Below are 25,514 nucleotides of genomic sequence, written 5' to 3'. Positions count from 1 at the left end.
AATCGATTTCCCAGGACGAAGGAACCGCCCATGCTCCGTCGTGCCGTCGTTCTCGTGTTGTCAACAATCCTCTTGTCGACAGGTTCGGTGCCGGCCTCGGCCCAGCCGGCCGGCAACGGTCCAGTCGGGTGGGAGGTGTACCGGAACCTGGACCGGTTGCCCGAGCTGCAGACCGGGATCCGCACCAAGCAGTTCTCCAGCTTCGGCCGCGACGGCACCAACAACGACGGCTTCGAGGGCACCTATTCCTGTCTCCGGACGACCGACGCGGGCTGCGTGATCGCCGAGGACAGCGGCCCGGGGGAGATCGCCTCGATCTGGTTCACCCGGGACGAGGGCAACGTGGCGAAGACCGGCACGATCACGGTCGAGCTCGACGGCAAGCAGGTCCTGAAGGGCTCGCTGCAGGACATCGTCGACGGCAAGCTCGGTGCGCCGTTCAGCTACCCGCTGGTCGCGAACGCGGTCCAGTCCAGTGGCGGCGTGTACCTCCGCGTTCCGATGCCGTACTGCTCCTCGATGCGGATCACGACCCAGAACAACCCGCTCTTCTACCACGTCGACTACCGCCAGTTCCCGGACGCGAACGGCGTACGCACGTTCGACCCGGCCGACAAGGCCGAGGACGTCCTCGAGATGCTGAAGGCCGCCGGCATCAAGGACCCGAAGCCACCGCAGCCAGGAGCCCGTACGACGTCCACCGCACTGAACCTTGCCCCCGGCAAACAAATCACTCTCGCCGATACCCGCGGACCCGGTGAGCTGAGCGCGCTCCGCTTGAAGCTGCCTGGCATCGTCGGCCTGGACCTGAAGAGCGTCACCGACGACGGCCGCGCGTTCCTCGGAGGCAGCTCGTTCACGATGAAGATCGACCCCGCGAACACGGGCGTGAAGCTGACCCGGCGCATGGACCTGCGGATCGGCAACCAGCGCGCGAAGATCCTCGTCGACGGCGCACCGGCCGGTGAATGGGCGCCGCTCAAGGCGCAGGGCGCGCAGTGGTACGACCAGTCCGTCGATCTGCCGGCCGCGCTGACCGCGGGCAAGTCGCAGATCACGATCACCAACCAGTTCGTCTCGTCCGACCTGGACATCAACGAGTTCGCGTACTGGGTCGACTCTCAGGCCGGGCGTACGGACACGCTGGACGTCGGACCGAACCACGTCGCCGACGAGCAAGCCCACGGGTACTCGATCAGCAAGCAGAACTGGAGCGGCGAGCACGCGATGACGTACGCCGCGACCGACGCGGACGCCGCCCGGGTCAAGCCGTCCGACACGTTGCTTTCCGGGGTCCGCGTCCAGGTGACGATCGACGGACAGAAGCGCGTCGACGCGCCGCTCGGCGAGTTCTTCGGCTCGGGCCTCGGTGAGGACCCGGTCCGCTCGCTGTTCTTCGCGATGGACCCCGACGGCTGGTACTCGTCGTGGTGGCCGATGCCGTACGCCGCCCGCGCAACGGTGACGCTCGTCAACCCGACGACGTACCCGCTCAACGGCCTGGCGGAAGTGACGGCCGCGCCCGACGCGAACAAGGCGGCCGAGCTGGCGACCGGGAAGATCGGGTACTTCACCGCGATCTCGAAGCGCGGCGAGACAACGCAGGGCAGTGACTGGACGCTCGCGGACGTGGCCGGGCGCGGCAAGTTCGTCGGCGTCTCGCAGACCATGGAGGGACTGCTTGCCGACGGCAACACCCGCGGATACCTGGAGGGCGACGAGCGGGTGTACGTCGACGGTGAGCGCACGCCGGCGATCCACGGGACCGGGACCGAGGACTTCTACGAGTCCGGGTGGTACTTCAACAACGGCACGTACTCGACACCGTTCCACGGCAACTCGGCACATGAGGTCCGCGCCGGCTTCTGCACGAACGAGTGCGACGGGGCCTGGCGGCTGCACATCACCGACTCGGTCGCGTTCGAGAACCAGCTCGACTTCGGCATCGAACACGGCCAGCAGGACGACCACCCGGCGATCTACGGCTCGACTGCGTTTCTCTACACGGCCGCCGGTTTCGGTGCGCGGGAGACGGACCGCATCGACGTCGGCTCAGCAGTAAGTCGCGAGCAGCACAACTACACCGACAACGCCACCCAAACAGACCTGACCTCGGTCTACGAAGGCGACCACGACGACATCACCCTCACCGACCAGGTCCGTTCGACTACGCAACCGATCCGCTTCCGCGTAACCATCGAGCCAGCCAACCACGGCGTCACACTACGCCGCGCAAGTGATCAGAACAGTTCTGGGCAATCAGTACAGGTCGTTGTCAACGGCAAGGATTCGGGCACCTGGCTACAACCGCTCGGCAACACCCACCAACGCTGGCTCGACGACAACTACCAACTGCCTGCCGCACTCACCGCGGGCCGCGACCACGTGGACATCGAGCTGAGGCCCACCGGCCCGGCGTGGACAGCTTCGTCGTACGTCGTCCAGTCGCTCACCAAGCCGTACGTCGACCGCCGCGCGCCAGGCGCCGTGACAGGCGTAGCTGCCGCGGGGCGGGCCGACAACGCGATCAACGTGACGTGGGCGGACGTGCCTGATGAGAGTGGGATTGCGTATTACAACGTGTACGGGGCGAAGACCGGCGCGGTTGAACAACTTGTCGGAACGAGTCCGCTTCCCGGCTTCCTGCACCGAGGCCTTGGGCTGGGGGAGACCTGGCGGTATCGGGTGGCCGCCGTGGATTTGGCTGGGCACGAGGGGGCGCGGTCCGCGGCGGTGGAGGGGACCAGTGGGCGGACGTTGCGCATCGAGGGGGAGGGAATGCTGCCGCCAGTGTCGTCGACGGTGGCTGTGGATGCGCAGGGCAACTGTTGCGGGGTCAGTTGGTCGGGTGGTGCGCAGGCTTGGATCCACGGTACGAAAGCCGGCGACAAGACCGTGTTCGGGTTCAGCGTGCCGACGACCGGTGCGTACCAGTTGTCCACGGTGCTGACGAAGGCCGCGGACTACGGGACGCTCGGCGTGCAGGTGGACGGTGGTGCTCCGGTCGCGTTCGACGGGTACCAGGCGTCCGGCGTCGGTACGCAGAACGTTGACCTCGGCACCGTTCAGCTGAGCGCGGGAACGCATCAGCTCACTGTGACCGTTACCGGCAAGAACCCGGCAGCAATCGGCTACCTCGCCGGCGTTGACCTGCTGGACCTTAGGCTCGCCCCGTGAATCCTTTGGAAGGACGCCGTACCGCGCTCGTCCTGATCGACCTGATGTCCCGGATCGTCGGGCTGGAGACCGCTCCGTCGAGCGGTCCCGACGTACTGGAACGATCCGTGGCCTGCGCCGAAGCGACCCGCGCCGCGGGCGGCCTGGTCGTCAACGTCCGGGTGGAACGCCCGGGCGTCGACGTCCAACCCGAAGGCAGCGGCTTCGCGCCCGGCGCGGAGCCGCGACCCGGTGACCTGGAGATCGTCAAGCGGACGATCGGCGCCTTCGGCCGGACGGAGCTCGACGCCGAACTCCAGTCCCGCGGCATCGCGAACGTCGTCCTGGCCGGAATCGCGACGAACTTCGGCGTCGAGTCCACCGGCCGCGCCGCGTCCGACCTCGGCTACGAGACGTTCTTCCTCACCGACGCGATGACCGGCCTCGACGTCGACGCCCACACCTTCGCCACGACGTACGTCTTCCCACGGTTCGGCACCACCTGCACCACCGCCGAATACCTGCAGTCGTTGACCTAGCCGAACAGCGACTTGTTCTCCCGCGCCCAGGTCTGCAGGGTGCGGGGCGGGTGGCCGGTGACATCGGCAACGGTCGTGTTCACCGAGGTCTCGTCGACGGTGCCATCGCCGAAGAACGACTCGATCGCGGCGGCGTACGGCTCCGGCATCGACGCGTACAGGTCGGCGTGCGTCTCCGCGCGGCTCATCGGGTACGCCGTGAGCGTCCGGCCGAGGCCCTCCGCGAGGATCGCGACCTGCTCGACCGGCGTCAACGCGACCGGCCCGGTGAGGCGCAGTACTTCGGAATCGTGTGCGCCCTGCAGCGCCCGGACCGCGACGTCCGCGATGTCGCGCGGGTGGATCGTCGACACCGGTACGTCGGGGAACTGCACGCGAACCTCGTCGCCGGCCCGCAACTGGTCCCGCCAGCGCAACGTGTTCGACATGAACGAGTTCGGCCGCAGGAAGGTCCACCCCAGTCCCGACGCCTTGACCGCTTCCTCGGTGGCGTGGTGATACGCCGCGACCGCGTTGGTCAGCTCGCCGTCGAGCGAACTGCTGGACAGGACGACGACCTTCCGCACCCCGGCCCCGACCGCGTTCGCGAGTAGTTCGTCCAGCCGGTCGTAACCGCTCAGCAGGAAAATCCCGGTGACCCCGGGTAGTGCGTCCGCGAACGTCTCCGGCCGATTGAGGTCGCCGAGCACCGGCTCGATCCCGGCCGGTAGTTCGGTCGCGGTCCGGACCAGCGCCCGGCCCGGGATGCCTTGTTCCGCCAGGGATTGCACCACTGCGCCGCCGGCGTTTCCGGTCGCACCGGTAATAAGGATCGTCACCGCTCAACCCTGTCACACCGAGGGCGCACTCGGTGCCAGGTCCGCGCGCCCGACTTCAGTACCACCGCATCACCCAGCTCCACCACAGCCGCCGGATCCTCGACCCGTACGCCGTCCACCGACACCGCACCTTGCCGCAGCAGCCGTCGCAGCTCCGAGTTGCTGGCGTCCGGATGTGCGATCCGCAGCAACTCGAGCACCGCCATGCGTTCCTGCCCGGCCACGAGCTCCGGCATCTCCGCCGGCTCCGCCCGCTCCGTGAACGTACGGCGAAACGCATCCAGCTCCGCTTTCGCCGTTCCCGCACCGTGGTACCGCGTGACGACCGCCGCCGCGAGCCGCAGCTTGGCGTCCCGCGCCGCCGGCCCGGTGGCATCCGCGAGCGCCGCCACCGTCTCGAGCGGCAGCTCCGTGTACACCCGCGCATACGGCTCCACCAGCGAGTCCGGGATGCTCATCAGCTTCCCGAACTTGTCCCGCGGGCTGTCGGTCAGCCCGATGTAGTTGTTCAGCGACTTCGACTGCTTGGCCCGGCCGTCGATCCCCGGCGTGATCGTGGTCGTGATCACGGCCTGCGGCGGCGCACCCAACCGCTGCTGGAAGTGCCGCCCCAGCTGCTCGTTGAACAGCTGGTCCGACCCGACGATCGTCAGATCGCTCTGCATCGCGAAGCTGTCGTATCCCTGCAGCACCGGGTACACGAGTTCGTGGACGGCGATCTCCCGCCCGGCCGCGACCCGGTCCCGGAACATGTCCCGCGCGATCAGCTGCGCATGCGTGACCTGCGCGAACAGGTTCAACAGCTCGGCCACGGGCATCGTGTCGTACCACTCGGAGTTCCGCCGTACTTCGAAGACGTCCGGGTCCGTACGCAGAACCAGCGAGACCTGCTCCAGGAACGACGCCGCGTTCGCGTCGATCTGCGCGGGGGAGAGAACCGGGCGGGTCTCGGAGCGCCCGGTCGGGTCGCCGACGCGGGTGGTGAGGTCGCCGAGCAGGAACACCACCCGGTGCCCGAGGTCCTGCAGCTGTCGCATCATCCACAGGTTGACCGCGTGCCCGAGGTGCAGGTCCGGCGCGGTGCAGTCGACGCCGTACTTGATCCGCAGCGGCCGGCCGGACTCAAGCCGCTCGCGCAGGTCGTCCGCACCGACGATCAGGTCGGTGGTCCGTCGTAACCGGTCGATCACAGCATTCATGGGTTTCCTCTCAGAACGAGGCACCCGGTACCACCAGTGCCTCCGGCGAACGGAAAGAGGCAGGAACCGGATCGGTTCCTGCCTCGGAGGCTCTGGGGACAGCGACTGCTAGTGGCCGGCTCCACCCAGAGCCGGTCGATAGGTCACGCAGTGCTTGGTCACACCGTGAGGCTAGCAGGCATCGGAACCGATGAGGAACCGATTACGCTCGACCGTGTGATCGACGAGCGGGTGGTACTGGTGGACGACGGCGGGCGTGCGATCGGGACCGAGGCGAAGGCCACGGTCCACCACGCGGCGACGCCGCTGCACCTGGCGTTCTCCAGCTACGTCGTCGACACGGCCGGGCGGGTGCTGCTCACCCAGCGCGCGTTCGGCAAGCCGACCTGGCCGGGCGTCTGGACGAATAGTTGCTGCGGGCATCCACTACCCGGCGAGCCGGTCGAGCGCGCGGTACGGCGACGGCTCGCCGACGAACTGGGCATCGTCGTGGACTCGGTCGACCTGGTGCTGCCCGAGTTCCGGTACCGCGCGGAGATGCCGAGCGGCACGGTCGAGAACGAGCTCTGCCCGGTCTACCGGGTGCGGTGGACCGGCGACCCGGCGCCGAACCCGGCCGAGGTCGCCGACTACCGCTGGGTGACCTGGGCCGAGGTACGTACCCAGCCAGACCTCTCGCCCTGGTGCCTCCTGCAACTGGACGAGCTCCCGGCCGAACCTGTCGACTGGCCGATCGCGGACCCGGGCCGCCTACCACCTGCCGCCCAGGTCTGACTCCGCGCCACAGCATCCAGGTTGCGAGATTACGAGTCTCATGATCCGAAATTCGGTGGCCATGCCCAGCCGTTGGACCGCCTAATGACCGAGTGATCCGGATCAGGCCCGTCGAGACCGACGCCGACTACGAGGCCTGGCGCCAGGTGCGCCTCGCCGTACTGCCGTACGAGCGCGCGCCGAGCGTCGCCGAGATCCGGAAGTCCCAGACGCCGCAGCGACTTCTCGTACTCGCGGAGCTGGACGGCGAGGTCGTCGCGCACGGCAACTCCGACCGCTCGAACGAGGAGGACCGCGCGTCGGTGATCGCGCGCGTCCGTCCCGAGGCCCGCCGCCAGGGCGTCGGTACCGCGCTGCTCCGGGTGCTGGCCGAGCACGCCGAGAAGCAGGGCTTCACGATCGCCGGCTGCGCGATCGACGACGACGGTTCGCTCGCGTTCGCGAAGCGCTTCGGCTTCACCGAGTTCCTCCGCCAGGTGGAGCAGGTACGCCGGATCGCCGACGAGCCCTGGCCGGTCGTTCCGCCTGAGTACGACGTCGTACCGGTCGCGGAGCGCCCGGAGCTGTGGGCCGTGGCGTACGAGCAGGTCGCGATCCCGACGCTTCCCGACCTCGACACCACCTCGCCGATGCACGTGACACCGGACGAGTGGGCGACGGAGTGGATCAACGATCCGGCCTCGATGTTCCTGGCCGTGGTCGGCGACGAGGTGATCGGTGTCGCCGGGCTGTGGCTCGACACCGACTTCCCGGAGCGGGCCGAGGTCGGCTACACCGCCGTCCGTCCGGACTGGCGGGGCAAGGGAGTGGCGTCGACGCTGAAGCGGACGAGCATGGCCTGGGCGGCCGATCACGGCATCACCGAGATCTATACCTGGACCCAGGAGGGCAACGAGAACATGCGGCAGCTCAACGAGCACCTCGGCTTCACGTACCGGACGGTGAGCGTCAACGTCCGCGCGGAGCTACCGCTGCAGTTCCCGGAGCAGCTCGGGTCCTGACCACGACCGCCGGTCGGTCTCGGCCGCCCGGATCAGGTCGACCAGCCTCGAGTTCACCGGTGCGGTGCGGCCGAGTGATGCTGCGAGCCGGACGACCTCGCCGTTCAGATAGTCGATCTCGGTCGGCCGGCCCGCCTCCAGGTCCTCCCACATCGAGGTCCGGGCGAGCGGGTCGACCGCCAGCACCTTGCTCGCGAGGCGGCGGAACAGGAAGTCGGGCAGCCGCAGTACCGATGGAAAACGGTGCATCGGTACGGCGAGGAGCTGCGCCGGGCGGATTCCGGCCGCGTCGAGCAACCCCAACGCCTCGGACTGTGCCTCCGCCAGGCACCGCCGGTACGCGCGTTGCGAGAGCTCGTCCCGCAGCGGAAGGTCGGACAGCGCGTTGATCGGGTTGTTCAGGTTCAGCAGGAGCTTCGACCACTGCACCGGCAGGATGTCGTCGTGCTGGGTCAGCGGCAGCCCGGCCCGCTCGAAGGCGTCGACGTACGGTGCAAGCGCGGGATCCCGTTGTACGTCGAGCTTGCCCGCGGTGCCCTGGTGGAACGCACCGCCGCCCCGGTTGAGTACGTTGAACGGGACCATCCCGGTCACCACGACCTGCTCGGTCAGCCGTTCGCGGAGCACGTCGCCGTTCCGCACGCCGTTCTGGAAACTCACCACGACGGCTCCCGGCTTGAGCACCGCCGCCAGCTCGTCCGCCGCGACCGGTGTTGCCGCGGACTTCACCGTCACCAGCACGAGATCCGCGTCGGCGGCCGCGGCGGGAGTGGTCTCGAACCGTACGTCGTCGACGCGCAGGTCGGCACCGAGATAGTCGGTCAGCCGCAGCCCGTGCGCCGCCACCTCGGCCGCCATCCGCGGCCGGCCGATGAACGTCACCGGCGTACCCGTAGCTGCCAGCCGGCCGCCGACGTAGCAGCCGATCCCACCCGCACCGTAGACGGCAATCATGAGCACAACGTACCGAACGACAGGAGGTGTGGTCGGCCAATCCGTATTGCCCCGCTCGAGCGAGCCAAATGGACGGCACACCTCCTGTCGTTCGGTACCGACCCTCAGTGCAGCCGCACGCGTGGGTCGAGTACGGCGTAGGCGATGTCGACGAGGATGTTGGAGACGACCACCGCGGCGGAGGCGAACAGTACGATGCCGATGATCACCGGCAGGTCCTGCTGGTTGATCGCGACGACCGCGGTCTGCCCCAGGCCCGGCAGGCTGAACACGGTCTCGGTCACCACCACCCCGCCGATCAGCTGGCCGAGGTCGATACCGAACTGCGTCACGACTGGCGTCAGCGCACTGCGCAGACCGTGTACGTAGATCACCCGGCTCTCGCGGATCCCCTTCGACCGGGCGGTCCGGATGTAGTCCTCACCGAGCACGTCCAGCATCGAACCCCGGGTCAACCGGGTATAGGTTGCCGCCAGCAACAAAGCGAGCGCGACCCAGGGCAGTACCAGGTGCTGCACCCAGGGACCGACGCCACCGGTCAACGGCGCGTACCCGCCGGCCGGGAACCAGCTGAAGCCGCCCAGCGTGAGCCGGAAGTAGAGGAAGTACAGCAGCAGCAGGCCGAGCAGGAACGACGGGAACGAGTAGAAGAACAGTGAGAACAACGTCAGCCCACGGTCCGCGAGCGATCGCGGATGGGTCGCCGAGACGACCCCGTTGAAGACGCCCAGCAGCAACCACAGAACGGCTGCGCCGAACGCCAGCGAGACCGTGATCGGCAACGCCTGCCCGATGATCGTTGTCACCGGCACCTGGTGGTAGTAGTCGTACCCGAGGTTCCCCCTCACCGCGTTGCCGAGGAAATGCAGGTACTGCTTCCACACCGGCAGGTCGAGGCCGAGCCGGTGCTTGATCAACGCGATCGTCTCCGGCGTACCTTGCCGACCCGCCAGCGTCTGCGCGACGTTGCTCGGCGCAACGAAGAACAGCGCGAACACCGCGACGCTGATCAGCCACAGCACGAGCAGCCCGTGGCCGATCCGTCGTACCAGGAACATCCCCATGATCAGGTCCGATCCGCGCGGGGGTCGAAGGCGTCCCGGACCCCGTCACCGAACAGGTTGAAGGCGAGCGTCGTGATCAGCAGCGCCAGACCCGGGAACAGGATGAACCACCACGCGGTCGTGTAGTAGTTCTGCGACTCGCTGATCATCCCGCCCCAGTCGGCGGTTGGTGGCGGCAGACCGAGCCCGAGGAACGACAACGTCGCCTGCGTGACGATCACGACCGGGATCAGCAACGTGGTGTAGACGATCACCGGTGCGATCACGTTCGGCAGAACGTCGACGTACATGATCCGGCCGTCGCCCGCTCCGAGCGAACGGGCCGCCTCGACGTACTCGCGCTCGCGGATCGACAGCACCTGGCCGCGGACGATCCGGGCCACCGACGCCCAGCTGAAGAAGCCGATCACCAGCACCGTCACAGTCAGGCTCGGGCCGGTCACGGACACCAGCGCGATCGCGACCAGCAGGAACGGCACCGACAGTACGACGTCGATCAGCCGCGCCAGGATCGTGTCGACGATCCCGCCGAGGAACCCCGCGGCGAGACCCAGCACGACGCCGACCGCGACCGTGATGGCCGTCGCGATCACGCCGACCAGCAGTGAGATGCGGGCGCCGTACGCGATCCGGACCAGGATGTCGCGGCCTAGGTCGTCGGTGCCGAGCCAGAACGTGCCGTTCGGCCCGCGCGGCAACCCGTCCGGGGTGAGCCCGATGTCGCGGTACTGCTCGTTCGGCGGATGCCCGGTGACGGACGCGAACAGCGGCGCCAGGAGCGCCATCAGCACGATCAGCAGGATCACGACGAGCGAGATCATCGCCACCTTGTCCCTGCGCAGCCGCCGCATCGCGAGCGAGAACGGACTCCGACCCTCGATGACCTTGGGTTCGTCGACTACGTCGACAAGCTCGATGGCAGTCGTCATGATGCCTTCAAGTCAGGTACTGCGGTAGACAGATCCTCGCCCACCGTCAACGGGTAGAAACACGCGGTTCGGTGCTCAGGTCTGTCGTCCAGCACCGGTTCCAGCGGTGGTACTTCTGCCGCACAGTCGAGCCGCGCCTTCGGGCACCGGGTGTGGAACCGGCACCCCTCCGGCGGGTTCGTCGCGGCCGGGATGTCGCCACCGAGGATGATCTGTTCGCGGCTGTCGGCGGTGTCCGGGTCGGCCACCGGCAGCGCGGACAGCAACGCCCGCGTGTACGGATGCCGGGTCATCCCGAACAGCTCGTCGGTCGGCGCCAGCTCGACGATCTTGCCCAGGTACATCACCGCGATCCGGTCGCTGACGTGCCGGACCACGGACAGGTCGTGCGTGATGAAGACGTACGTCAGGTTCAGCTCCTGCTGCAGATCCGCGAGCAGGTTGATGATCTGCGCCTGGATCGACACGTCCAGCGCCGACACCGGCTCGTCGCAGATCACCAGCTTCGGCCGCAGCGCCAGTGCCCGGGCCACCCCGATCCGTTGCCGCTGGCCACCGGAGAACTCGGCCGGGAACCTGTTGTAGTGCTCGGGGTTCAGCCCGACCAGCTCCATCAGTTCCTGCACCTTCTTCTTCCGCTCGTTGCCGGAGGCAATGTTGTGGATGGCGAACGGGTCGCCGATGATCGAGCCGACCCGGCGGCGCGGGTTCAGCGAGCCGTACGGGTCCTGGAAGATCACCTGGACGTCGCGGCGCAACGGCCGCATCGCCTTGCGGGAAAGCTTCGTGATGTCCTTGCCCTCGAACCACACCGAGCCTGACGTCACGTCGTACAGATGAGCCATACAGCGTGCCAGCGTGGACTTCCCGCAGCCGGTCTCGCCGACCAGCCCGAGGGTCTCGCCCTTGTGCACCTCCAGCGAGACACCGGCGACGGCCTGCACCACCTCCTTCGACTGGGTCGGGAACTCCTTCCGGACGTCATCGACCTTCAGCAGTACTTCGGTACTCATCCACGTCCTCGCTTCGCTCCGGGCGCGGATGAGGCTCCAAGCGTGCTGTGTTGTTTGATGAATTCGCTTCGCTCATTCATGATGCGACCGCCTCGTTCACGTTGTGGGGAAGCCAGCAGGCGGACTGATGGTGCGGATCGCCGCCGACGTTCAGCAGCGGCGGGGTTTCCGAGCACTTCTCGAACACGTGCGGGCACCGGGTCGCGAACGGGCAGCCCTTGGGCAGGTTGATCAGGCTGGGCGGAGTCCCCGGGATCGGGGTCAGCCGGTCGCCGCTGCGCGCGGGCAGCGAGGCCAGCAAACCCTGGGTGTACGGATGGTGGTTGCGGTAGAAGATGTCCCGGCGCGGCGCGCGTTCCATCACCGCGCCGGCGTACATCACCACCACCTCGTCGGCCATCTCGGCCACCACTCCGAGGTCGTGGGTGATCAGGATGATCGCGGTGCCGAACTGCTGCTGCAGGCGGCGCATCACGTTCAGCACCTGGGCCTGCACGGTCACGTCGAGCGCGGTGGTGGGCTCGTCCGCGATCAGCAGCGCCGGGTCCAGCGCCATCGCCATCGCGATCATCACCCGTTGCCGCATCCCGCCGGAGAACTGGTGCGGGTAGTCGTCGATCCGCTCCGCCGCCCGCGGGATGCCGACCAGCGTGAGCAGTTCGGCGGCCCGCTTCCGCGCCCCTTGCTTGCTGATCTCCTGGTCGTGCGCGCGGATCATCTCGACGATCTGCCAGCCGATCCGGTAGTGCGGATGCAGGCTGGACAGCGGGTCCTGGAAGATCATCCCGATCCGCGCGCCGCGCAACCCGCGGAGCGTCCGTTCGTCCGCGGTGATCAGGTCGGTGCCGTCGAAGAACGCCGTACCGGACACCTTCGCGCCGCGGGTGAGGCCGGTGATGGTCTGGGTGGAGACGCTCTTGCCGGACCCGGACTCGCCCACCACCGCGAGCGTCTGGCCGGCTTCCACGTCGTACGACAACCCCCGGACGGCACGGACGGTGCCGTCCGGGGTGTCGAAGGAGACCTTGAGGTCCCTTACCTCCAGCAGTGCCATGAGGTCAGCCCTGCTTGTTCTTGTCGATCCATACGTTGGTCGGGTCGAAGTTCTGCATCGCCGGTACGTAGACCGCGTTGTGCACCTGCGCCGCGTGGTAGTTCGGGTTCTTCGGGTTGGTGAGCGGGAAGAACGGCGCATCGGTCATCACCTGCGCGTCGGCCTTGGCCCACAGAGCGGCCGCCTGGTCCTGGGTGGGCGCAGTGGCAGCCTGGGTGATCAGGGCGTTGGTGGCCGGGCTGTTGTACAGACCGAAGTTGCTGCCGATCGGCGGGTACGACGGCTCGCCGGAGAACAGCGGGTTGAAGAACGACAGGGCCGCGTTGCCGTACCAGTCGGCGCCCCAGCCGGCCAGCGACACGTCCCAGACACCACGGCGCGCGACGCTCGGTACCTGGAGGTACTTCACGTAGAAGTCCGCGTTCGGCGACGGTACGCCGGTGACCGTGACCCCGGCCTTCGACAGGTCCTGCTGGACCGTCTGGAAGGCCTTGCTGCTGCCCTCGGAGGCGTTCCGGTACAGGAACTTCAGCGTCAGGTGCGGGAAGCCCGCCTCGGCCAGCAACTGCTTGGCCTTGTCGACGTTGTACGGGTACGGGTCGTTCTTCTTGGAGCCGACGATGTTGTCCGGCAGGACCTGCGTCAGCGGTGGGTTGATGGTCGGGCCACCGAGCACCTGCAGGATGTGGTCGCGGTTGATCGCGTAGCTGAGCGCCTGCCGCACCTTCACGTTCGCGAGCGCCTTGTTGTTGTTCGGCGACACGGTGTTGAAGATGACGTACGGGTTGCTGGACGCGGTCAGGCCGAGGTTGAGCTTCGGGTCCTTCTTGGCGATCAGCGCCGGCAGCTGCGACGGCGGCGGGCCCTGGTCGAACTCCATGTCGGCGGCCGGGGTCCCGGTCTGCAACTGCTGCTGGATCGAGTCCTGGCTGACCGTCTCGTTCACCACGATCTTGTCCACGTACGCCTTGCGGACCGGGTCGGAGGCGGCGTCCCAGGCCGGGTTGCGGGAGTACGTGATCGACTTCGTCGGTACCCAGGAATCGACCTTGTACGGGCCGTCGGACGGGAAGTGGTTGCCGATCTCGGTGCTGGCCGGCAGGTAGTTGAGCGACTCGACCGGCGCCGGCGAGAAGGCCGGCAGGGTCAGCATGTCGACGAAGTACGTGGCCGGCTGGGTGAGGTGGAACTCGACCGTCGTGTCGTCCTTGGCGACCACGCCCGGCAGCGGCGTCTTGTCGATGTACTCCTTGATCCCGGCGACCGTCTTCGGTGCCTTCGCGAAGCCGTCGCAGTACGCCTTGTACCCGTCGATCAGGGTCGCGAAGTCCGGGATACCGCCGAACGGCTGGACCGGGTTGCAGGTCCGCTTCACGCCGCGGACCATGTCGGCCGCGGTCACCTGCCGGGCCGGGGTGGTGTCCCACTTCGCGCCCGGACGGATCTTGATCGTGTAGACCTTCCCGTCGGCGCTCAGCCCGCCGTTGGCGGCCGTCGGCGTGTCCACAGCCAGGTCGGCGACCGGCTTGGTGTTGTCGCTCCCGGGATCGGCCGGGTACGTGAACAGCTGGCGGCTCCACATCCGCAGGTTCAGGTAGCCGATGGAGTAGTAGCTGACGTTGGGATCCATGTAGTCGACATCGCCGGTCCCGAGCATGTTCAGGGTGCCGCCGGTGACCGGGGTGCCGGCCGTACTCGATCCGGACGGTGTGTTCCCGCCATTGCTGCAAGCCGCGAGCGCGATGCTCGCCACGGCGGCAAGGGATACTGCCGCCAGCCGTCTTCTGGCCATTGGTCCTCCTCGGACTCGGTACGGCCGAAGCTAGGACTTCCGGGCGCGGCCGGAACCTGGGGTCACGGAACCGTCAAACAGATGTCACCGGGCTCCCGCTTGATGATGTCGGATTCATGACAACCGTTACCGACGGTTCTGGCGCGGGTGAGCGACACTGTGTCTGTGGCACACAGCCTGTTGCTGGTCGACGACGAACCGCGGATCCGGCGGGTACTGCGGCTTGCGCTCGAGGACGAGGGGTACGAGGTCGCCGAGGCGGCCAACGGGTACGACGCCCTCGCCGCCCTGCGCCGGGAGCCGCCGGACGTGGTGCTGCTGGACCTGATGCTGCCGGACCGGGACGGTTTCACGGTCTGCCGGGAGATCCGCCGCTCCAGTGACGTACCGGTGATCATGGTGACCGCCCGCGCCGACAGCCACGACGTGGTCGCCGGTCTGGAGGCCGGCGCCGACGACTACGTGACGAAACCGCTCGTCGCCAAGGAGCTGTCGGCCCGGATCCGGGCGCTGCTGCGCCGGGTCGAGCCCGGCAACTCCCGGCAGGCCGAGCTGTTCGAGATCGGCGACCTGCGGATCGACCTGCCGGGCGCCGAGGTGACCCGGGACGGCGAGGTGCTGCCGCTGACCCGGACCGAGTTCAAACTGCTCGCCGAACTGGCCGGCGCCGAGGGCAAGGTACTCAGCCGCGAGCAGCTGCTCTCGAAGGTCTGGGGCTACGGGTACTTCGGCGACAGCCGGATCGTCGACGTGCACGTCCGCCGGCTGCGGCTGAAGATCGAACGCGACCCGGCCAGCCCGAAGCACCTCGTCACCGCCCGCGGCCTGGGCTATCGACTGGTGAGCTGACCTTGCTGGGACGAGTCACCCTCAGGGGCCGGGTGATGCTGGCGTACGGCCTGCTGGCGCTCGGACTGTCGGCCCTGCTGGCGATGGTGACCTGGGGCGTGGTCTCGCAGTACCTGACCGAACAGCGCGAGGAGTCCGCGAAGTTCGTCACCGAGGACAACGCGGCCGCGCTCCGCTTCGGGCTGTACGGCCCACCGAAACCGTGCCGGCCGGCCCGGGAAAGCGTGGAGTGCCCGACGCCTACGCTGCAGGACGGCGTGACCCCGATGCCGGTCCTCGACAGCTTGCCGTCCACGGACGCCGCGGCCTCGATGCTCTACCTGGACGACCACTGGTACGCGATGACCGGGCAGCCCTCGGACCTGCCGCCGGACATGATCCAGGCGGCGGTCGCCGGTACGCCGTCGCAGCGCCGGATCCAGGTCGGCGGACAGCCGGTGCTCGCGGTCGCTGTACCGATGGGGGTCAAGGGTGACGCGTTCTTCGAATGGCATCCGCTGGCCGCGCTGGACGAGACGCTGCAGACGTTGAAGTACACGCTGATCGCGGCGGCGATCGCGACCACGCTGATCGGTCTCGCGGTCGGCCGGCTGGCCAGTACGGTCGCGCTCCGGCCGCTCGCCGAGCTGGCCGGCGTCGCGGATGCCGTTGCCCGGGGCAAGCTCGACGCCCGGCTGCAGGCCGAGAACGACAAGGACCTCGGCCGCCTCGCGCGGTCGTTCAACCAGACGGCCGCGGACCTGGAACGCCGGGTCGCCGCGGACGCGCGGTTCGCCGGCGACGTCAGCCACGAACTGCGGACGCCGCTGATGACGATGCTGAACTCGATGCAGCTGATCCAGAACCACCGCGACGAGTTGCCGGCCGCGGTCCGCGAGCCGGTCGAGCTGCTCGGCGACGACCTGGACCGGTTCCGGCGGCTGGTGATCGACCTGCTGGAGATCTCCCGCGACGACGGCGGTGACCGGGGCAGCCGGGAGATAGTCCGGATCGCCGACCTCGTCCGGGCCGCGGCCGACGCGGCCGCCGGGCGGGAGGTGACCGAGGTCGAGCACGAGGCCGAGGGCCTCACCCTGCACGCCGACAAGCGGCGGCTCGAGCGCGTGGTCGCGAACCTCGTGGAGAACGCCGAGGACCATGCCGGAGGCTGCAAGGGCGTCGGCGTCCGGACCGGCGGCCTCGGCGTGGTGATCACCGTCGACGACGCCGGCCCCGGTATCGCGGTCGAGGACCGGACCCGGATCTTCGAGCGCTTCGGCCGCGGCGAGACCTCCGGCCGCGGCCGCGGGGTCGGACTCGGCCTCGCGATCGTCGCCCGGCACGTCCAGTGGCACCACGGCACCATCCATGTCACCGAGCGCCCGGGCGGCGGCGCGCGGTTCGTGATCGAGCTGCCGGCAAAAACCAGCTGACGGCTGTTGGCCTGCCCGGTTACCGTTGGCGCATGGCTACTTGCCTCTGTGTCTAGCCGGCGCACTCATCCCCACAGGTGAAGTGCGTCCACTAGTATTCACGGAGAGTAACCATCATGATCACCGTTCGCGGTGTTGATATTCGCGTCGCCGCCCAGCTGCTGCTGGCAGACATCTCGTTCACCGTCGGTGCGGGCGACCGCGTCGGGCTCGTCGGCCGCAATGGCGCCGGCAAGACCACGCTGCTGAAGACCCTGGCCGGTGAGGCCCGTCCGGCCGCCGGGCAGATCGCCGTCACCGGTTCGATCGGGTACCTGCCGCAGGACCCGCGCGCGGCGGATCCCGCGATCACGGTCACCGACCGCGTCCTGTCCGCCCGCGGCCTCGACGACGCCGTACGGCGGTTGCGCGCGGCGGAGACCGCGATGAGTACGGCCACCGGCTCAGCACAGGATCGCGCGATGGCGGCGTACACCCGCGCCGAGGCGGCGTTCCAGGCAGGCGGCGGGTACGCGGCCGAGGCGGAGGCGGCGCGGCTCGCGGCCGGTGTCGGGCTGCCGAACCGGGCGTTGGAGCAGCCGATCGGGGAGCTGTCCGGTGGGCAGCGCCGCCGGGTCGAGCTGGCCCGGATCCTGTTCGCGGAGCACGACACGTTGCTGCTCGACGAGCCGACCAACCACCTGGACGCCGACTCGGTGCTGTGGCTGCGGCAGTTCCTGCTGTCGTACCCCGGCGGCCTGATCGTCATCAGCCACGACCGCGAGTTGCTCAAGGCAACGGTCAACCGGGTCTTCCACCTCGACCCGCAGCGGCTGACGATCGACCTGCACAACACCGGCTGGACGAAGTACCAGGAACAGCTGGAGCTGGACGAGCGCCGCCGGCAGCGCGAGCGTGCCGTCGCCGAACGCAAGGCCGCGGTCCTGCACGCCCAGGCGGCGAAGATGCAGGCCGGTGCGTCGACGGCCGTGGCTGCACGGAACATGGCCCGGCGCGCGGACAAGCTGCTGTCCGGCCTCGAGCCGGTACGGCGGGCGTCCCGGGTCGCGAAGATCCGCCTCCCGGCACCGGCCCCGTCCGGTCGTACCCCGCTGTCCGCGGTCGGCCTGAAGAAGTCGTACGGCGCTCTGCAGGTGCTGAACGGCGTCGACCTGACCGTCGACCGCGGCAGCCGGGTCGTCATCCTCGGGCTGAACGGCGCCGGCAAGACCACGCTGCTCCGGCTCCTCGCCGGGCGGGAACAGCCGGACGCCGGCCGGGTCGTACCTGGTCACGGTCTGCGGCTCGGGTACTTCGCCCAGGAGCACGACACGCTCGACCTGGCCGGGACCGTACGGCAGAACCTGGCCGCGGTCGCGCCCGGTCTGACCGACGGCGAGGTCCGGAACGTGCTCGGGTCGTTCCTGTTCAGTGGCGACGACGTGGACAAGCCGGCCGGGGTGCTGTCCGGCGGCGAGAAGACCCGCCTGGCGCTGGCCGGGCTGGTCCACTCGAGCGCGAACGTACTGCTGCTGGACGAGCCGACGAACAACCTCGACCCGGCCTCGCGGGACGAGGTCCTCGGGGCGGTCGGCAGCTACCCGGGGGCGATCGTGATGGTCACCCACGACGAGGGCGCCATCGAGTCGCTCCGCCCGGACCGGGTGTTGATCCTCCCGGACGCCACCGAGGACCTCTGGTCCGACGACTACCTGGACCTGGTCTCGCTGGCCTGAGTCAACCTTGGGGTTGAGGCCCGGTATCCACCCGGGTCTCACCTCCGGGCTGACGTCCCGGAGGCCGGATCCGAGGAGGGTTGGGACCAACAACCAAACTCCTCGGAAGGAACAGGCAAATGTCGGCCGTTATCGGAATCCTGATTGGCGTCCTGGTGCTGGTGCGGGTGATCGGCCGGCAGGTGACCGGCTCCCTGGTCACGCAGAAGTCGCTGTTCGTGATGCCCGCGATCCTGCTCGGGGTCGGCGTCCTCTCGCTGTCGTCGGTTGCGCACACCGCGACCACGGGCGAACTCGCCTTCCTCGCCCTCGAAGCGGTCGTGCTGATCGGTCTCGGCTTCGCCCGCGGCGCCAGCGTCCGGCTGACCCCGACCGACCAGGGGCTGTTCCAGAAGGGCACCGCCGCGACGCTCGTACTGTGGCTGCTGACCATCGGCCTGCGGATCGGTACGTCGGTCGCCGCCGCCGCGCTCTGGCCGCACAGCCCGATCGGCCAGGCCTCGATCGCGCTGACCATCGGCCTCACGATCGGCGCGCAGAACGCGATGGTCTACCGCCGGTCGCTGGCGATGAACGCACCGCTCGCCACCCAGCGGGCATGATGTGAGCATGAGTTGGACGCTGTCGGGCCAAGTACGGGATTCCTCCGTGCCTGGCCTGCTGCTGCGGGCGGTGCCCGGGGTGATCACGATCCTCTCGGTGCTGGTCGCGGCCCGTGGTCACGGCGTCCAGCGACTGCCGTACTGGGCGGTCGTCGTGCTCGGCGTGATCGTTGTGCTCGGCAACATTTCGCTGTTCGGGCTGAAGTACGGCTCGCCGCCGGGGCGGGCCGGGTACGGGCTGCTGGTGTTCACCGCCGCCGGCTGCCTGCTCTGGTACGCGTTGCCGGCCAGCGCGATGATCGTGATCCCGTTCTGGGCCGCCCGCGCCGCGGTCCGGTACTTCCGGGCGCAGCCGCTGGAGTGGATCATCGTTGCCATCAGCATCGTCGGCGCGAGTGTGCCGCTGTTCGTGACGACGCGGTCCGTTCCGGGAGCCTTCGGGGCGGCGTTCGGGGTGGTCGCGCTGACGCTCGCGGCGGTCAACCGGCGGTCGCGGGAGCAGCAGCTGGAGGACCTCGAGGTGTCGCTGGCGCGTAAGCAGGCCGCGATCGAGGAGCACGAGCGGGCCGCGGCGCTGGCCGAGCGGGCGCGGATCGCCCGCGACGTGCACGACGTACTCGCGCACTCCCTGGCCGGGTTGTCGCTGAGCCTGCAGGGTGCGCGGCTGATGCTGGTCCGCGACGGCGCGTCACCGGAAGCGATCGAGCAGGTGACCCGGGCGCAGGGGCTGGCGGCGGAAGGACTGGCCGAGGCGCGGCGGGCGGTGGCGGCGCTGCGGGAGGACGCGGTTCCCGACGTACGGGCGCTCGGCGATCTGGTCACGGCGTACCGGCTGGAGACTGGGGCCGCCGCCTCCTTCGAGGTGGACGGTTCGTCGCGTGAACTGTCCGCCGAGGTGATGAGTACGTTGTACCGGACGTTGCAGGAGTCGCTGGCGAACATTCGCAAGCATGCTCCGGGTGCGCCGGTGCGGGTGCGGTTGTCGTACGGCCGTGTGGTCGTGCTGACCGTCGACGACCAGCAGGAGAAGTTGCCGGAGAAGGCGGCGCCCGGCGGGTACGGTCTGCTCGGGATGCGCGAACGGGCCGACCTGGTCGGCGGATCACTGGAGGCCGGCCCGACATCGACGGGCTGGCGGGTCGAACTGAAGGTGCCAGCGTGAGTGTGAGAGTGGTGGTTGCGGACGACCAGACAGTGGTACGGGACGGGCTGGTCACGTTGCTGAAGTTGCTGCCCGGGATCGACGTGGTCGCGGCCGCGTCGGACGGCCAGGAGGCGGTCGCGCTGGTCGCGGAGCACGACCCCGACGTACTGCTGGTCGATCTGCGGATGCCGACGATGGACGGTGTCGAGGCGACCCGGCTCGTACGTACGGAACATCCGCGGACCGAGGTCGTCGTACTGACGACGTACAGCGACGACGACTCCGTGCTGTCCGCCTTGCGCGCCGGCGCCCGCGGCTTCCTCACCAAGGACGCGGACGCCGAATCGATCGGCCGGGCCCTCGAAGCCGCCGCCAACGGCCAGTCCATCCTCGACGCCGACGTCCAACGCCGCCTGATCGAAGGCACCACTGCCAAACCTGTCGCAGTCACCGACTCAGGCCTGACTCCCCGGGAACTGGAAGTCCTCCGGCTGATCGCCGAAGGCCTCTCCAACACCGAGATCGCCCGCCACCTGGTAGTCAGCGAAGCAACGGTCAAGACCCACATCAACCACCTCTTCGCCAAAGCCAACCTCCGCGACCGAGCCCAGGCCGTCGCCTACGCCTACCGCCTGGGCCTCGCCTGACGCACCGTGCTGTTGGTGGTCCGGGGCGTGATGCTCTACCGTGAATATATGAAGAGTTCTGCAGATGTGCAGCATGACTCGTGCAGCGTACGGCTGGTGGACCCGGAGCGGGTGGCGAGCGTCAATGCCAGGATGCCGGGCGAGGGCGACATCGTCGACACGGCCGACGTGTTCGGGCTGCTTGGGGATCCGCGGCGGTTGAAGCTGCTGGTCGCGCTGCTGGACGGCGAGTTGTGCGTCTGCGATCTCGCCGCGATCACCGGGCTGAGCGAGTCCGCGACGTCGCACGCGCTCCGGCTGCTGCGGGCGCATCGTGTGGTCGCCGTCCGGCGGGACGGGCGGAACGCCTTCTACCGGCTCGACGACGCGCACGTACGGATGCTGCTGGACCTCGCCGTCGCACACACCGAGCACACCGACGCCATCCATCCCGAAAGGTCGCACGCATGAGCGCCGGGCACAGCCACGGGCACGCCGTCAACGCGGTGGCCGACCGCAAACTCCTGAGCGGCGCGCTGGCGCTGATCGTCGGGTTCATGATCGCCGAGGTGGTCGTCGGGCTCGCGGCCGGTTCGCTCGCACTGGTCACCGACGCCGCGCACATGCTCACCGACGCGATCGCGATCGCCCTTGCGCTGCTGGCGATCCGGCTCGCCGCGAAGCCCCCGCGCGGCGGGTTCACGTACGGCTTCAAGCGGGTCGAGATCCTCTCCGCGCAGGCGAACGGCATCACGCTGCTGCTGCTCGCGGCCTACTTCGTGTACGAGGCCGTCAACCGGCTGATCCACCCGCCCGAGGTCAAGGGCGCGCTCGTCCTGATCACCGGTCTCGCCGGCATCGTCGTGAACCTGCTCGCCACCTGGCTGATCAGCAAGGCGAACCGCACCAGCCTGAACGTCGAGGGCGCGTTCCAGCACATCCTCAACGACCTGTTTGCGTTCGTCGCCACCGCGATCGCCGGTCTCGTCGTACTGCTCACCGGCTTCACCCGGGCGGACGCGATCGCCGCGTTCGTGGTCGCCGTCCTGATGCTGAAGGCCGGTGTCGGCCTGGTCCGCGCATCGGGCCGGATCTTCCTCGAGGCGGCGCCGGCCGCGATCGACCCGCAGGCGCTCGGCGCCGAACTGTGCGCGGTCGACGGCGTCGTCGAGGTGCACGACCTGCACGTCTGGGAAATCACCTCCGGCGAGCCGGCCGCGTCCGCGCACGTCCTGGTCGCCGAGGGCCTGGACTGTCACCAGATCCGGATCCGGATCGAGCAAGTACTTGCCGAGCGCCACCAGTTGACGCACTCCACGCTCCAGGTCGACCACGCCTCGGCGGGCCGCGCCGAGGAGCACTGCAGCGACGCGCACGGTGTCGTACACCGGTCGTCCGTCACAGCCGCTGCGCAAGCACCTGACCCGGCCAGTCCGGCCCATTGACCCGCGGTACGGCGAAAGCGGCGTCCCGCGTGAAGCCTTGCCGCTCGTAGTACCTGACCAGGGCCCCGTCACCTCCTGCGAAGCAGTCGACCCGGAGCAGGTGGACGCCTTGGGCGCGGGCCAGTTCGCGGGCGTGGTCGAGCAGGATCCCGCCGAGGTTCTGCCCGGCGGACGCGCGATCGGTGACGAGCAGGCGTACGTACAGCTCGGGTTCGGTTGCCGGCGGCACGTGATCCAGCGCGGCGCCGACCGCCAGGGCCCCGACCACGCGGCTGTCCGCGGTCCCCACCCACAGCTCGCCGTCGGCGGCGAAACCGGCGATCTGCTCGACCCGGCGCGGGCTCGTCGAATGCGGCGCCGTACCCCACTGATCGGTCCGGCCCCGGGCGACCAGCCACTCGGTCGCCCCGTCCAGGAGCGCCAGCACCGCCGGTACGTCGTCCCGCCCGGCCCGCCGGATCGTCATCTCCACGATGTCCAGAATAGGTTGGCCGGGGATGTCGAAACGCCGACCGCGGTCTCTACCTATGGGGTGTAGAGAGGAGCTCACCATGAGCAAGCTGGACAAGACGTTCACCGCACCGCTGCAGAAGAGCGACGCGAAGGGCGGCTGGACCTACGTGCAGATGCAGGGTTCGGCGGAGTACTTCGGGACCCGTGGCCTGGTCAAGGTTCGCGGCACGATGGACGGGCACCCGTTCGAGAGTTCGTTCATGGCTCTCGGTGACGGGACCCACAAGCTGCCGGTCAAGGGCGCACTGCGCAGCCTGATCGGCAAGCAGCCGGGCGACGAGATCACCGTTCATCTGGAGGAGCGGCTCTGATGAGAGTCACTTCCATTTGATCTGAGATCACCGTCACAGCCGGTCATGTTCTGAGTAAGGACTGTGTGAAGAATCGTTGCTGACCGGCTGCACGGGTGGGGATCATCGCGGGCCGGACCGTACCGTCGGTCGTGGGTGGTCCGACGAAGAGGAGTGAACGAAGTGCTACGGGGCTCAAGGTGCGAGCCGTTGGCATGCCCAACACCAGGTGGTGCCTCGTGACCGCGCTGAACAAGGTGCTCGGCGCTGCCGGGGTGGTGTTGCTGGTGGCCGGCGCGCTGCTCGGGTTCCGCACGGTCTCGGCGAGCGGCACGAGCTGCGGTTCGGCGTTCCGGCCGGCCGCGGGGATCACGCCGATGGCGTGCGACAACGCTCTGAACGGCGCCAGCACGCTGACCACGATCGTGATCAGCGCCGGCGTCCTCTGCCTGATCGCCGCCGTCGCGGTGAAGGTGCTGCACGACCGCGGCCAGGAAAAAGTCGTCGCCTGACCTACCGGGGTCATGTCAGGGTTCGGTGATGACCATCGAACCGTTCCGGCTGGACGTGCCGGAGAGCGACCTGGACGACCTGCGCCGCCGGCTGGACCTGGTGCGCTGGCCGTCGGAGGTACCCGGCGCCGGCTGGTCCCGCGGCGTGCCGCTGGCGTACCTGCAGGACCTGGTCGCGTACTGGCGGAACGAGTACGACTGGCGGGCCGCCGAGGCGCGGCTGAACAGCTGGTCGCAGTACACGACCGTGATCGACGGCGCCACGGTGCACTTCGCCCATATCCCGTCGACGTCGCCGGATGCGCTCCCGCTGATGATCACGCACGGCTGGCCGGGCTCGATCGTGGAGTTCACGGACCTGGTTCCGCTGCTGAGCGACTTCCACCTGATCCTGCCGACCATCCCCGGCTTCACGTTGTCCGGCCCGACCCGGGAGGCCGGCTGGGAGTTCAAGCGGACGGCCCGCGCGTGGACCGAGCTGGTGGCGCGGCTCGGGTACCAGCGGTACGGCGTACAGGGCGGGGACTGGGGCGCCGCGATCTCCCGCGAGGTCGGGCGGATCGACCCGGAGCGCGTGGTCGGCGTACATCTCAATCTCATCCCTGGCGGCGGCGCGACGTCCGAGCCGACGGCTTCCGAGCTCGCCGGACTGGACGCGGCGGAGCAGCAGCGGACCTGGGCCTCGTGGCGCCGGCAGCAGGCGTTCGCGTCGGAGCAGCAGGCGTACGCCGATCTGCAGTCGACGCGGCCGCAGACCCTCGCGTACGCGCTGACCGACTCACCTGTCGCACAGCTGGCCTGGATCGCGGAGAAGTTCGCGACCTGGTCGGACACGCCGATCGACCGGGACCTGCTGCTCACCAACGTGATGCTGTACTGGCTGACCCGGACCGCGGGATCGGCCGGCGCGATCTACTACGAGCGCGCACACGCGCCGTACTGGGGCCAGCCGGCGGAGCCGTCCCGGACGCCGACCGCGTTGCTCGACTTCGCGCACGAGAACTTCATCCCGCTGCGGCACAAGGTCGAGCACACCGACAACATCGTCCGCTGGACCTCGCGTCCGGACGGCGGACATTTCGCGGCCTTGGAACAACCTCAGGTGCTGGCTGCCGACATCCGCGAGTTCTTCAAGGTCTGAGGATCAGCTTGCCGGTGGTTCGGCGGGCGAGCAGGTCCTCGTGTGACCGCCGGGCCTCCTCCAGCGGGTACTCCGCGCCGACCAGCGGGTGGAGTTGCTTGCGCGCGGTCAGGTCGAGCATCGCCGCCAGCGGTTCGGCGTACTTGCCGGGGAGGTCCATCGCCGGGACGAGCCAGAAGCCGGCGACCGAAAGGTTGCGCTGGGCAAGCGCACTCGGGTCGATCGGCGGCCGCCCCTCGCGCCCGGCGTTGCCGTAGTTGACCAGTCGGCCGAAGTCTTTGAGACAGTCGAGCCCGGCCTGCGTCGCCGCGCCACCGGTGGGATCCAGGACGATGTCGACACCGCCGCCGGCCGCCGCCCGGACCCGCTCGACGTACCCGTCCAGGTTGTTGTCCACGGCAACATCCGCGCCGAGCTCCAGGGCCAGTTCGCGTTTGGCCGGAGTGGACGCCGCCGCGATCACCTGCCCGGCGCCGAAGTGCTTCGCGAGCTGGATCGCGAGCGAGCCGACCCCGCCCGCGGCCGCGTTCACCAGGACGGAATCGCCGCAGTCCATCCGGGCGCTCTTCCGCAGAACGTGCCAGGCCGTCAGGCCCTGGATCAGCAGGGCGAGCGCCTGCCCGTCGGAGACCTCCTCGGGTACGTCGACCACCCGGCGCTTCGGCGCCACCGCGTACTCGGCGTACCCGCCTCCCGTCTCGAAGACGGGGGAGAGGACCCGGCGGCCGTTCGACGTACGGCCGACGATCTCGACGCCCGGTACGAATGGGAGCGTCACGCCGCCGCGGTACGACCCGTCGGTGCGGTGCGTGTCGGCGAAGTTCACGCCTGCGGCGGTCACCTCGACCAGCAGCTGATCAGGTCCGGCGACCGGCGGATCGAGCTCGGCCGGGACGAGTACTTCGGGGCCGCCGAACTCGGTGACCTGGATGGCGCGCATATGGGGGTCCTGTCCGATCTTCCGGGCGAACT

25 protein-coding genes are annotated in these 25,514 nt (G+C 68.9%); 15 read left to right on the top strand and 10 right to left on the bottom strand.

The annotated features are described in order from the left end of the window. The first annotated feature begins 30 nt into the window (after nucleotides 1-30). Together ACZ5BU_RS15520 and ACZ5BU_RS15515 are read left to right on the top strand one after the other, a co-directional pair. Entirely contained in the window at nucleotides 31-3,177 is a 3,147-nt protein-coding gene (locus ACZ5BU_RS15520; protein ID WP_465699360.1) for a glycoside hydrolase family 172 protein, read from the top strand. Next, nucleotides 3,174-3,695 carry an isochorismatase family protein gene (locus ACZ5BU_RS15515; protein WP_465699358.1) on the top strand — a complete coding sequence of 174 codons (522 nt, stop codon included), beginning with the start codon at nucleotides 3,174-3,176 and terminating at the stop codon, nucleotides 3,693-3,695. The genes ACZ5BU_RS15520 and ACZ5BU_RS15515 overlap by 4 nt, the downstream gene beginning before the upstream one ends. On the opposite strand, the gene ACZ5BU_RS15510 is transcribed toward ACZ5BU_RS15515, so the two are convergent. Together ACZ5BU_RS15510 and tyrS are read right to left on the bottom strand one after the other, a co-directional pair. Further along, nucleotides 3,692-4,513, bottom strand: a complete 822-nt coding sequence (locus ACZ5BU_RS15510; RefSeq protein WP_465699356.1) for an NAD(P)H-binding protein — start codon at nucleotides 4,511-4,513, stop codon at nucleotides 3,692-3,694. The two genes, ACZ5BU_RS15515 and ACZ5BU_RS15510, sit on opposite strands and share 4 nt — an antisense overlap. Continuing rightward, the gene (gene tyrS / locus ACZ5BU_RS15505) at nucleotides 4,510-5,712 is read right to left on the bottom strand and encodes a tyrosine--tRNA ligase (RefSeq protein WP_465699355.1); all 1,203 of its coding nucleotides are present in this window, start codon (nucleotides 5,710-5,712) and stop codon (nucleotides 4,510-4,512) included. Before tyrS ends, ACZ5BU_RS15510 begins: the two co-directional genes overlap by 4 nt. A gap of 216 nt (nucleotides 5,713-5,928) precedes the next feature. Here tyrS and idi point away from each other — a divergent pair, with 216 nt between their 5' ends. Both idi and ACZ5BU_RS15495 read left to right on the top strand, forming a co-directional pair. Then, nucleotides 5,929-6,486 (top strand): isopentenyl-diphosphate Delta-isomerase, encoded by a 558-nt coding sequence (idi, locus tag ACZ5BU_RS15500; RefSeq protein WP_465699354.1) that lies wholly within the window; start codon nucleotides 5,929-5,931, stop codon nucleotides 6,484-6,486. A 92-nt stretch (nucleotides 6,487-6,578) separates the two neighbouring features. Beyond that, entirely contained in the window at nucleotides 6,579-7,487 is a 909-nt protein-coding gene (locus ACZ5BU_RS15495; protein WP_465699352.1) for a GNAT family N-acetyltransferase, read from the top strand. Here the strand turns inward: ACZ5BU_RS15495 and ACZ5BU_RS15490 are convergent. The 6 genes from ACZ5BU_RS15490 to ACZ5BU_RS15465 all read right to left on the bottom strand — a co-directional run bounded on the left by ACZ5BU_RS15490 (nucleotide 7,452) and on the right by ACZ5BU_RS15465 (nucleotide 14,293). Continuing rightward, nucleotides 7,452-8,441 carry a 2-dehydropantoate 2-reductase gene (locus ACZ5BU_RS15490; RefSeq protein WP_465699351.1) on the bottom strand — a complete coding sequence of 330 codons (990 nt, stop codon included), beginning with the start codon at nucleotides 8,439-8,441 and terminating at the stop codon, nucleotides 7,452-7,454. The genes ACZ5BU_RS15495 and ACZ5BU_RS15490 overlap by 36 nt on opposite strands. Before the next feature lie 104 nt (nucleotides 8,442-8,545). Further along, on the bottom strand, nucleotides 8,546-9,505 hold the full coding sequence (locus ACZ5BU_RS15485) for an ABC transporter permease (RefSeq protein WP_465699350.1): 960 nt from the start codon (nucleotides 9,503-9,505) through the stop codon (nucleotides 8,546-8,548). Nucleotides 9,506-9,507: 2 nt separating this feature from the next. Continuing rightward, nucleotides 9,508-10,434, bottom strand: coding sequence for an ABC transporter permease (locus ACZ5BU_RS15480; RefSeq protein WP_465699348.1), 927 nt, complete (start codon nucleotides 10,432-10,434; stop codon nucleotides 9,508-9,510). Beyond that, complete coding sequence (locus ACZ5BU_RS15475; protein ID WP_465699347.1) at nucleotides 10,431-11,447, bottom strand: ABC transporter ATP-binding protein; 1,017 nt, start codon at nucleotides 11,445-11,447, stop codon at nucleotides 10,431-10,433. Before ACZ5BU_RS15475 ends, ACZ5BU_RS15480 begins: the two co-directional genes overlap by 4 nt. 76 nt (nucleotides 11,448-11,523) lie before the next feature. Then, nucleotides 11,524-12,501, bottom strand: a complete 978-nt coding sequence (locus ACZ5BU_RS15470; RefSeq protein ID WP_465699345.1) for an ABC transporter ATP-binding protein — start codon at nucleotides 12,499-12,501, stop codon at nucleotides 11,524-11,526. Nucleotides 12,502-12,505: 4 nt separating this feature from the next. Beyond that, entirely contained in the window at nucleotides 12,506-14,293 is a 1,788-nt protein-coding gene (locus ACZ5BU_RS15465) for an ABC transporter substrate-binding protein (protein WP_465699343.1), read from the bottom strand. Nucleotides 14,294-14,458: 165 nt separating this feature from the next. Between ACZ5BU_RS15465 and ACZ5BU_RS15460 the strand changes: the two genes are divergently transcribed. The 8 genes from ACZ5BU_RS15460 to ACZ5BU_RS15425 all read left to right on the top strand — a co-directional run bounded on the left by ACZ5BU_RS15460 (nucleotide 14,459) and on the right by ACZ5BU_RS15425 (nucleotide 22,086). Then, on the top strand, nucleotides 14,459-15,142 hold the full coding sequence (locus ACZ5BU_RS15460; protein WP_465699341.1) for a response regulator: 684 nt from the start codon (nucleotides 14,459-14,461) through the stop codon (nucleotides 15,140-15,142). 2 nt (nucleotides 15,143-15,144) lie between these two features. Further along, on the top strand, nucleotides 15,145-16,554 hold the full coding sequence (locus tag ACZ5BU_RS15455) for an ATP-binding protein (protein WP_465699339.1): 1,410 nt from the start codon (nucleotides 15,145-15,147) through the stop codon (nucleotides 16,552-16,554). 116 nt (nucleotides 16,555-16,670) lie between these two features. Continuing rightward, entirely contained in the window at nucleotides 16,671-18,269 is a 1,599-nt protein-coding gene (locus tag ACZ5BU_RS15450; RefSeq protein ID WP_465699337.1) for an ABC-F family ATP-binding cassette domain-containing protein, read from the top strand. A 119-nt stretch (nucleotides 18,270-18,388) separates the two neighbouring features. Further along, nucleotides 18,389-18,871 carry a hypothetical protein gene (locus ACZ5BU_RS15445; protein ID WP_465699335.1) on the top strand — a complete coding sequence of 161 codons (483 nt, stop codon included), beginning with the start codon at nucleotides 18,389-18,391 and terminating at the stop codon, nucleotides 18,869-18,871. Between the two features lie 7 nt (nucleotides 18,872-18,878). Then, nucleotides 18,879-20,033: a sensor histidine kinase gene (locus ACZ5BU_RS15440; RefSeq protein WP_465699333.1), complete on the top strand. Its 1,155-nt coding sequence runs from the start codon at nucleotides 18,879-18,881 to the stop codon at nucleotides 20,031-20,033. After that, the gene (locus tag ACZ5BU_RS15435) at nucleotides 20,030-20,662 is read left to right on the top strand and encodes a response regulator (protein ID WP_465699332.1); all 633 of its coding nucleotides are present in this window, start codon (nucleotides 20,030-20,032) and stop codon (nucleotides 20,660-20,662) included. Before ACZ5BU_RS15440 ends, ACZ5BU_RS15435 begins: the two co-directional genes overlap by 4 nt. A gap of 48 nt (nucleotides 20,663-20,710) precedes the next feature. Beyond that, a complete protein-coding gene (locus ACZ5BU_RS15430) occupies nucleotides 20,711-21,112 on the top strand; it encodes an ArsR/SmtB family transcription factor (RefSeq protein ID WP_465699330.1) in 402 nt (133 codons plus the stop codon). Next, a complete protein-coding gene (locus tag ACZ5BU_RS15425; protein ID WP_465699328.1) occupies nucleotides 21,109-22,086 on the top strand; it encodes a cation diffusion facilitator family transporter in 978 nt (325 codons plus the stop codon). The genes ACZ5BU_RS15430 and ACZ5BU_RS15425 overlap by 4 nt, the downstream gene beginning before the upstream one ends. Here the strand turns inward: ACZ5BU_RS15425 and ACZ5BU_RS15420 are convergent. Then, a complete protein-coding gene (locus tag ACZ5BU_RS15420) occupies nucleotides 22,040-22,552 on the bottom strand; it encodes a GNAT family N-acetyltransferase (RefSeq protein ID WP_465701051.1) in 513 nt (170 codons plus the stop codon). The two genes, ACZ5BU_RS15425 and ACZ5BU_RS15420, sit on opposite strands and share 47 nt — an antisense overlap. An 85-nt stretch (nucleotides 22,553-22,637) precedes the next feature. Here ACZ5BU_RS15420 and ACZ5BU_RS15415 point away from each other — a divergent pair, with 85 nt between their 5' ends. The 3 genes from ACZ5BU_RS15415 to ACZ5BU_RS15405 all read left to right on the top strand — a co-directional run bounded on the left by ACZ5BU_RS15415 (nucleotide 22,638) and on the right by ACZ5BU_RS15405 (nucleotide 24,542). Beyond that, complete coding sequence (locus ACZ5BU_RS15415; protein ID WP_465699326.1) at nucleotides 22,638-22,910, top strand: DUF1905 domain-containing protein; 273 nt, start codon at nucleotides 22,638-22,640, stop codon at nucleotides 22,908-22,910. Nucleotides 22,911-23,104: 194 nt separating this feature from the next. Further along, entirely contained in the window at nucleotides 23,105-23,401 is a 297-nt protein-coding gene (locus ACZ5BU_RS15410; protein ID WP_465699324.1) for a hypothetical protein, read from the top strand. Between the two features lie 28 nt (nucleotides 23,402-23,429). Next, nucleotides 23,430-24,542 carry an epoxide hydrolase family protein gene (locus tag ACZ5BU_RS15405; RefSeq protein WP_465699322.1) on the top strand — a complete coding sequence of 371 codons (1,113 nt, stop codon included), beginning with the start codon at nucleotides 23,430-23,432 and terminating at the stop codon, nucleotides 24,540-24,542. On the opposite strand, the gene ACZ5BU_RS15400 is transcribed toward ACZ5BU_RS15405, so the two are convergent. Beyond that, complete coding sequence (locus ACZ5BU_RS15400) at nucleotides 24,532-25,482, bottom strand: quinone oxidoreductase family protein (protein WP_465699321.1); 951 nt, start codon at nucleotides 25,480-25,482, stop codon at nucleotides 24,532-24,534. The two genes, ACZ5BU_RS15405 and ACZ5BU_RS15400, sit on opposite strands and share 11 nt — an antisense overlap. Nucleotides 25,483-25,514: the final 32 nt, after the last annotated feature.

Source organism: Kribbella sp. NPDC031520 (assembly GCF_055580825.1).
The sequence above is the reverse complement of the archived record's forward strand: the minus strand, read 5'-3'. Positions and strand labels throughout refer to the sequence as shown.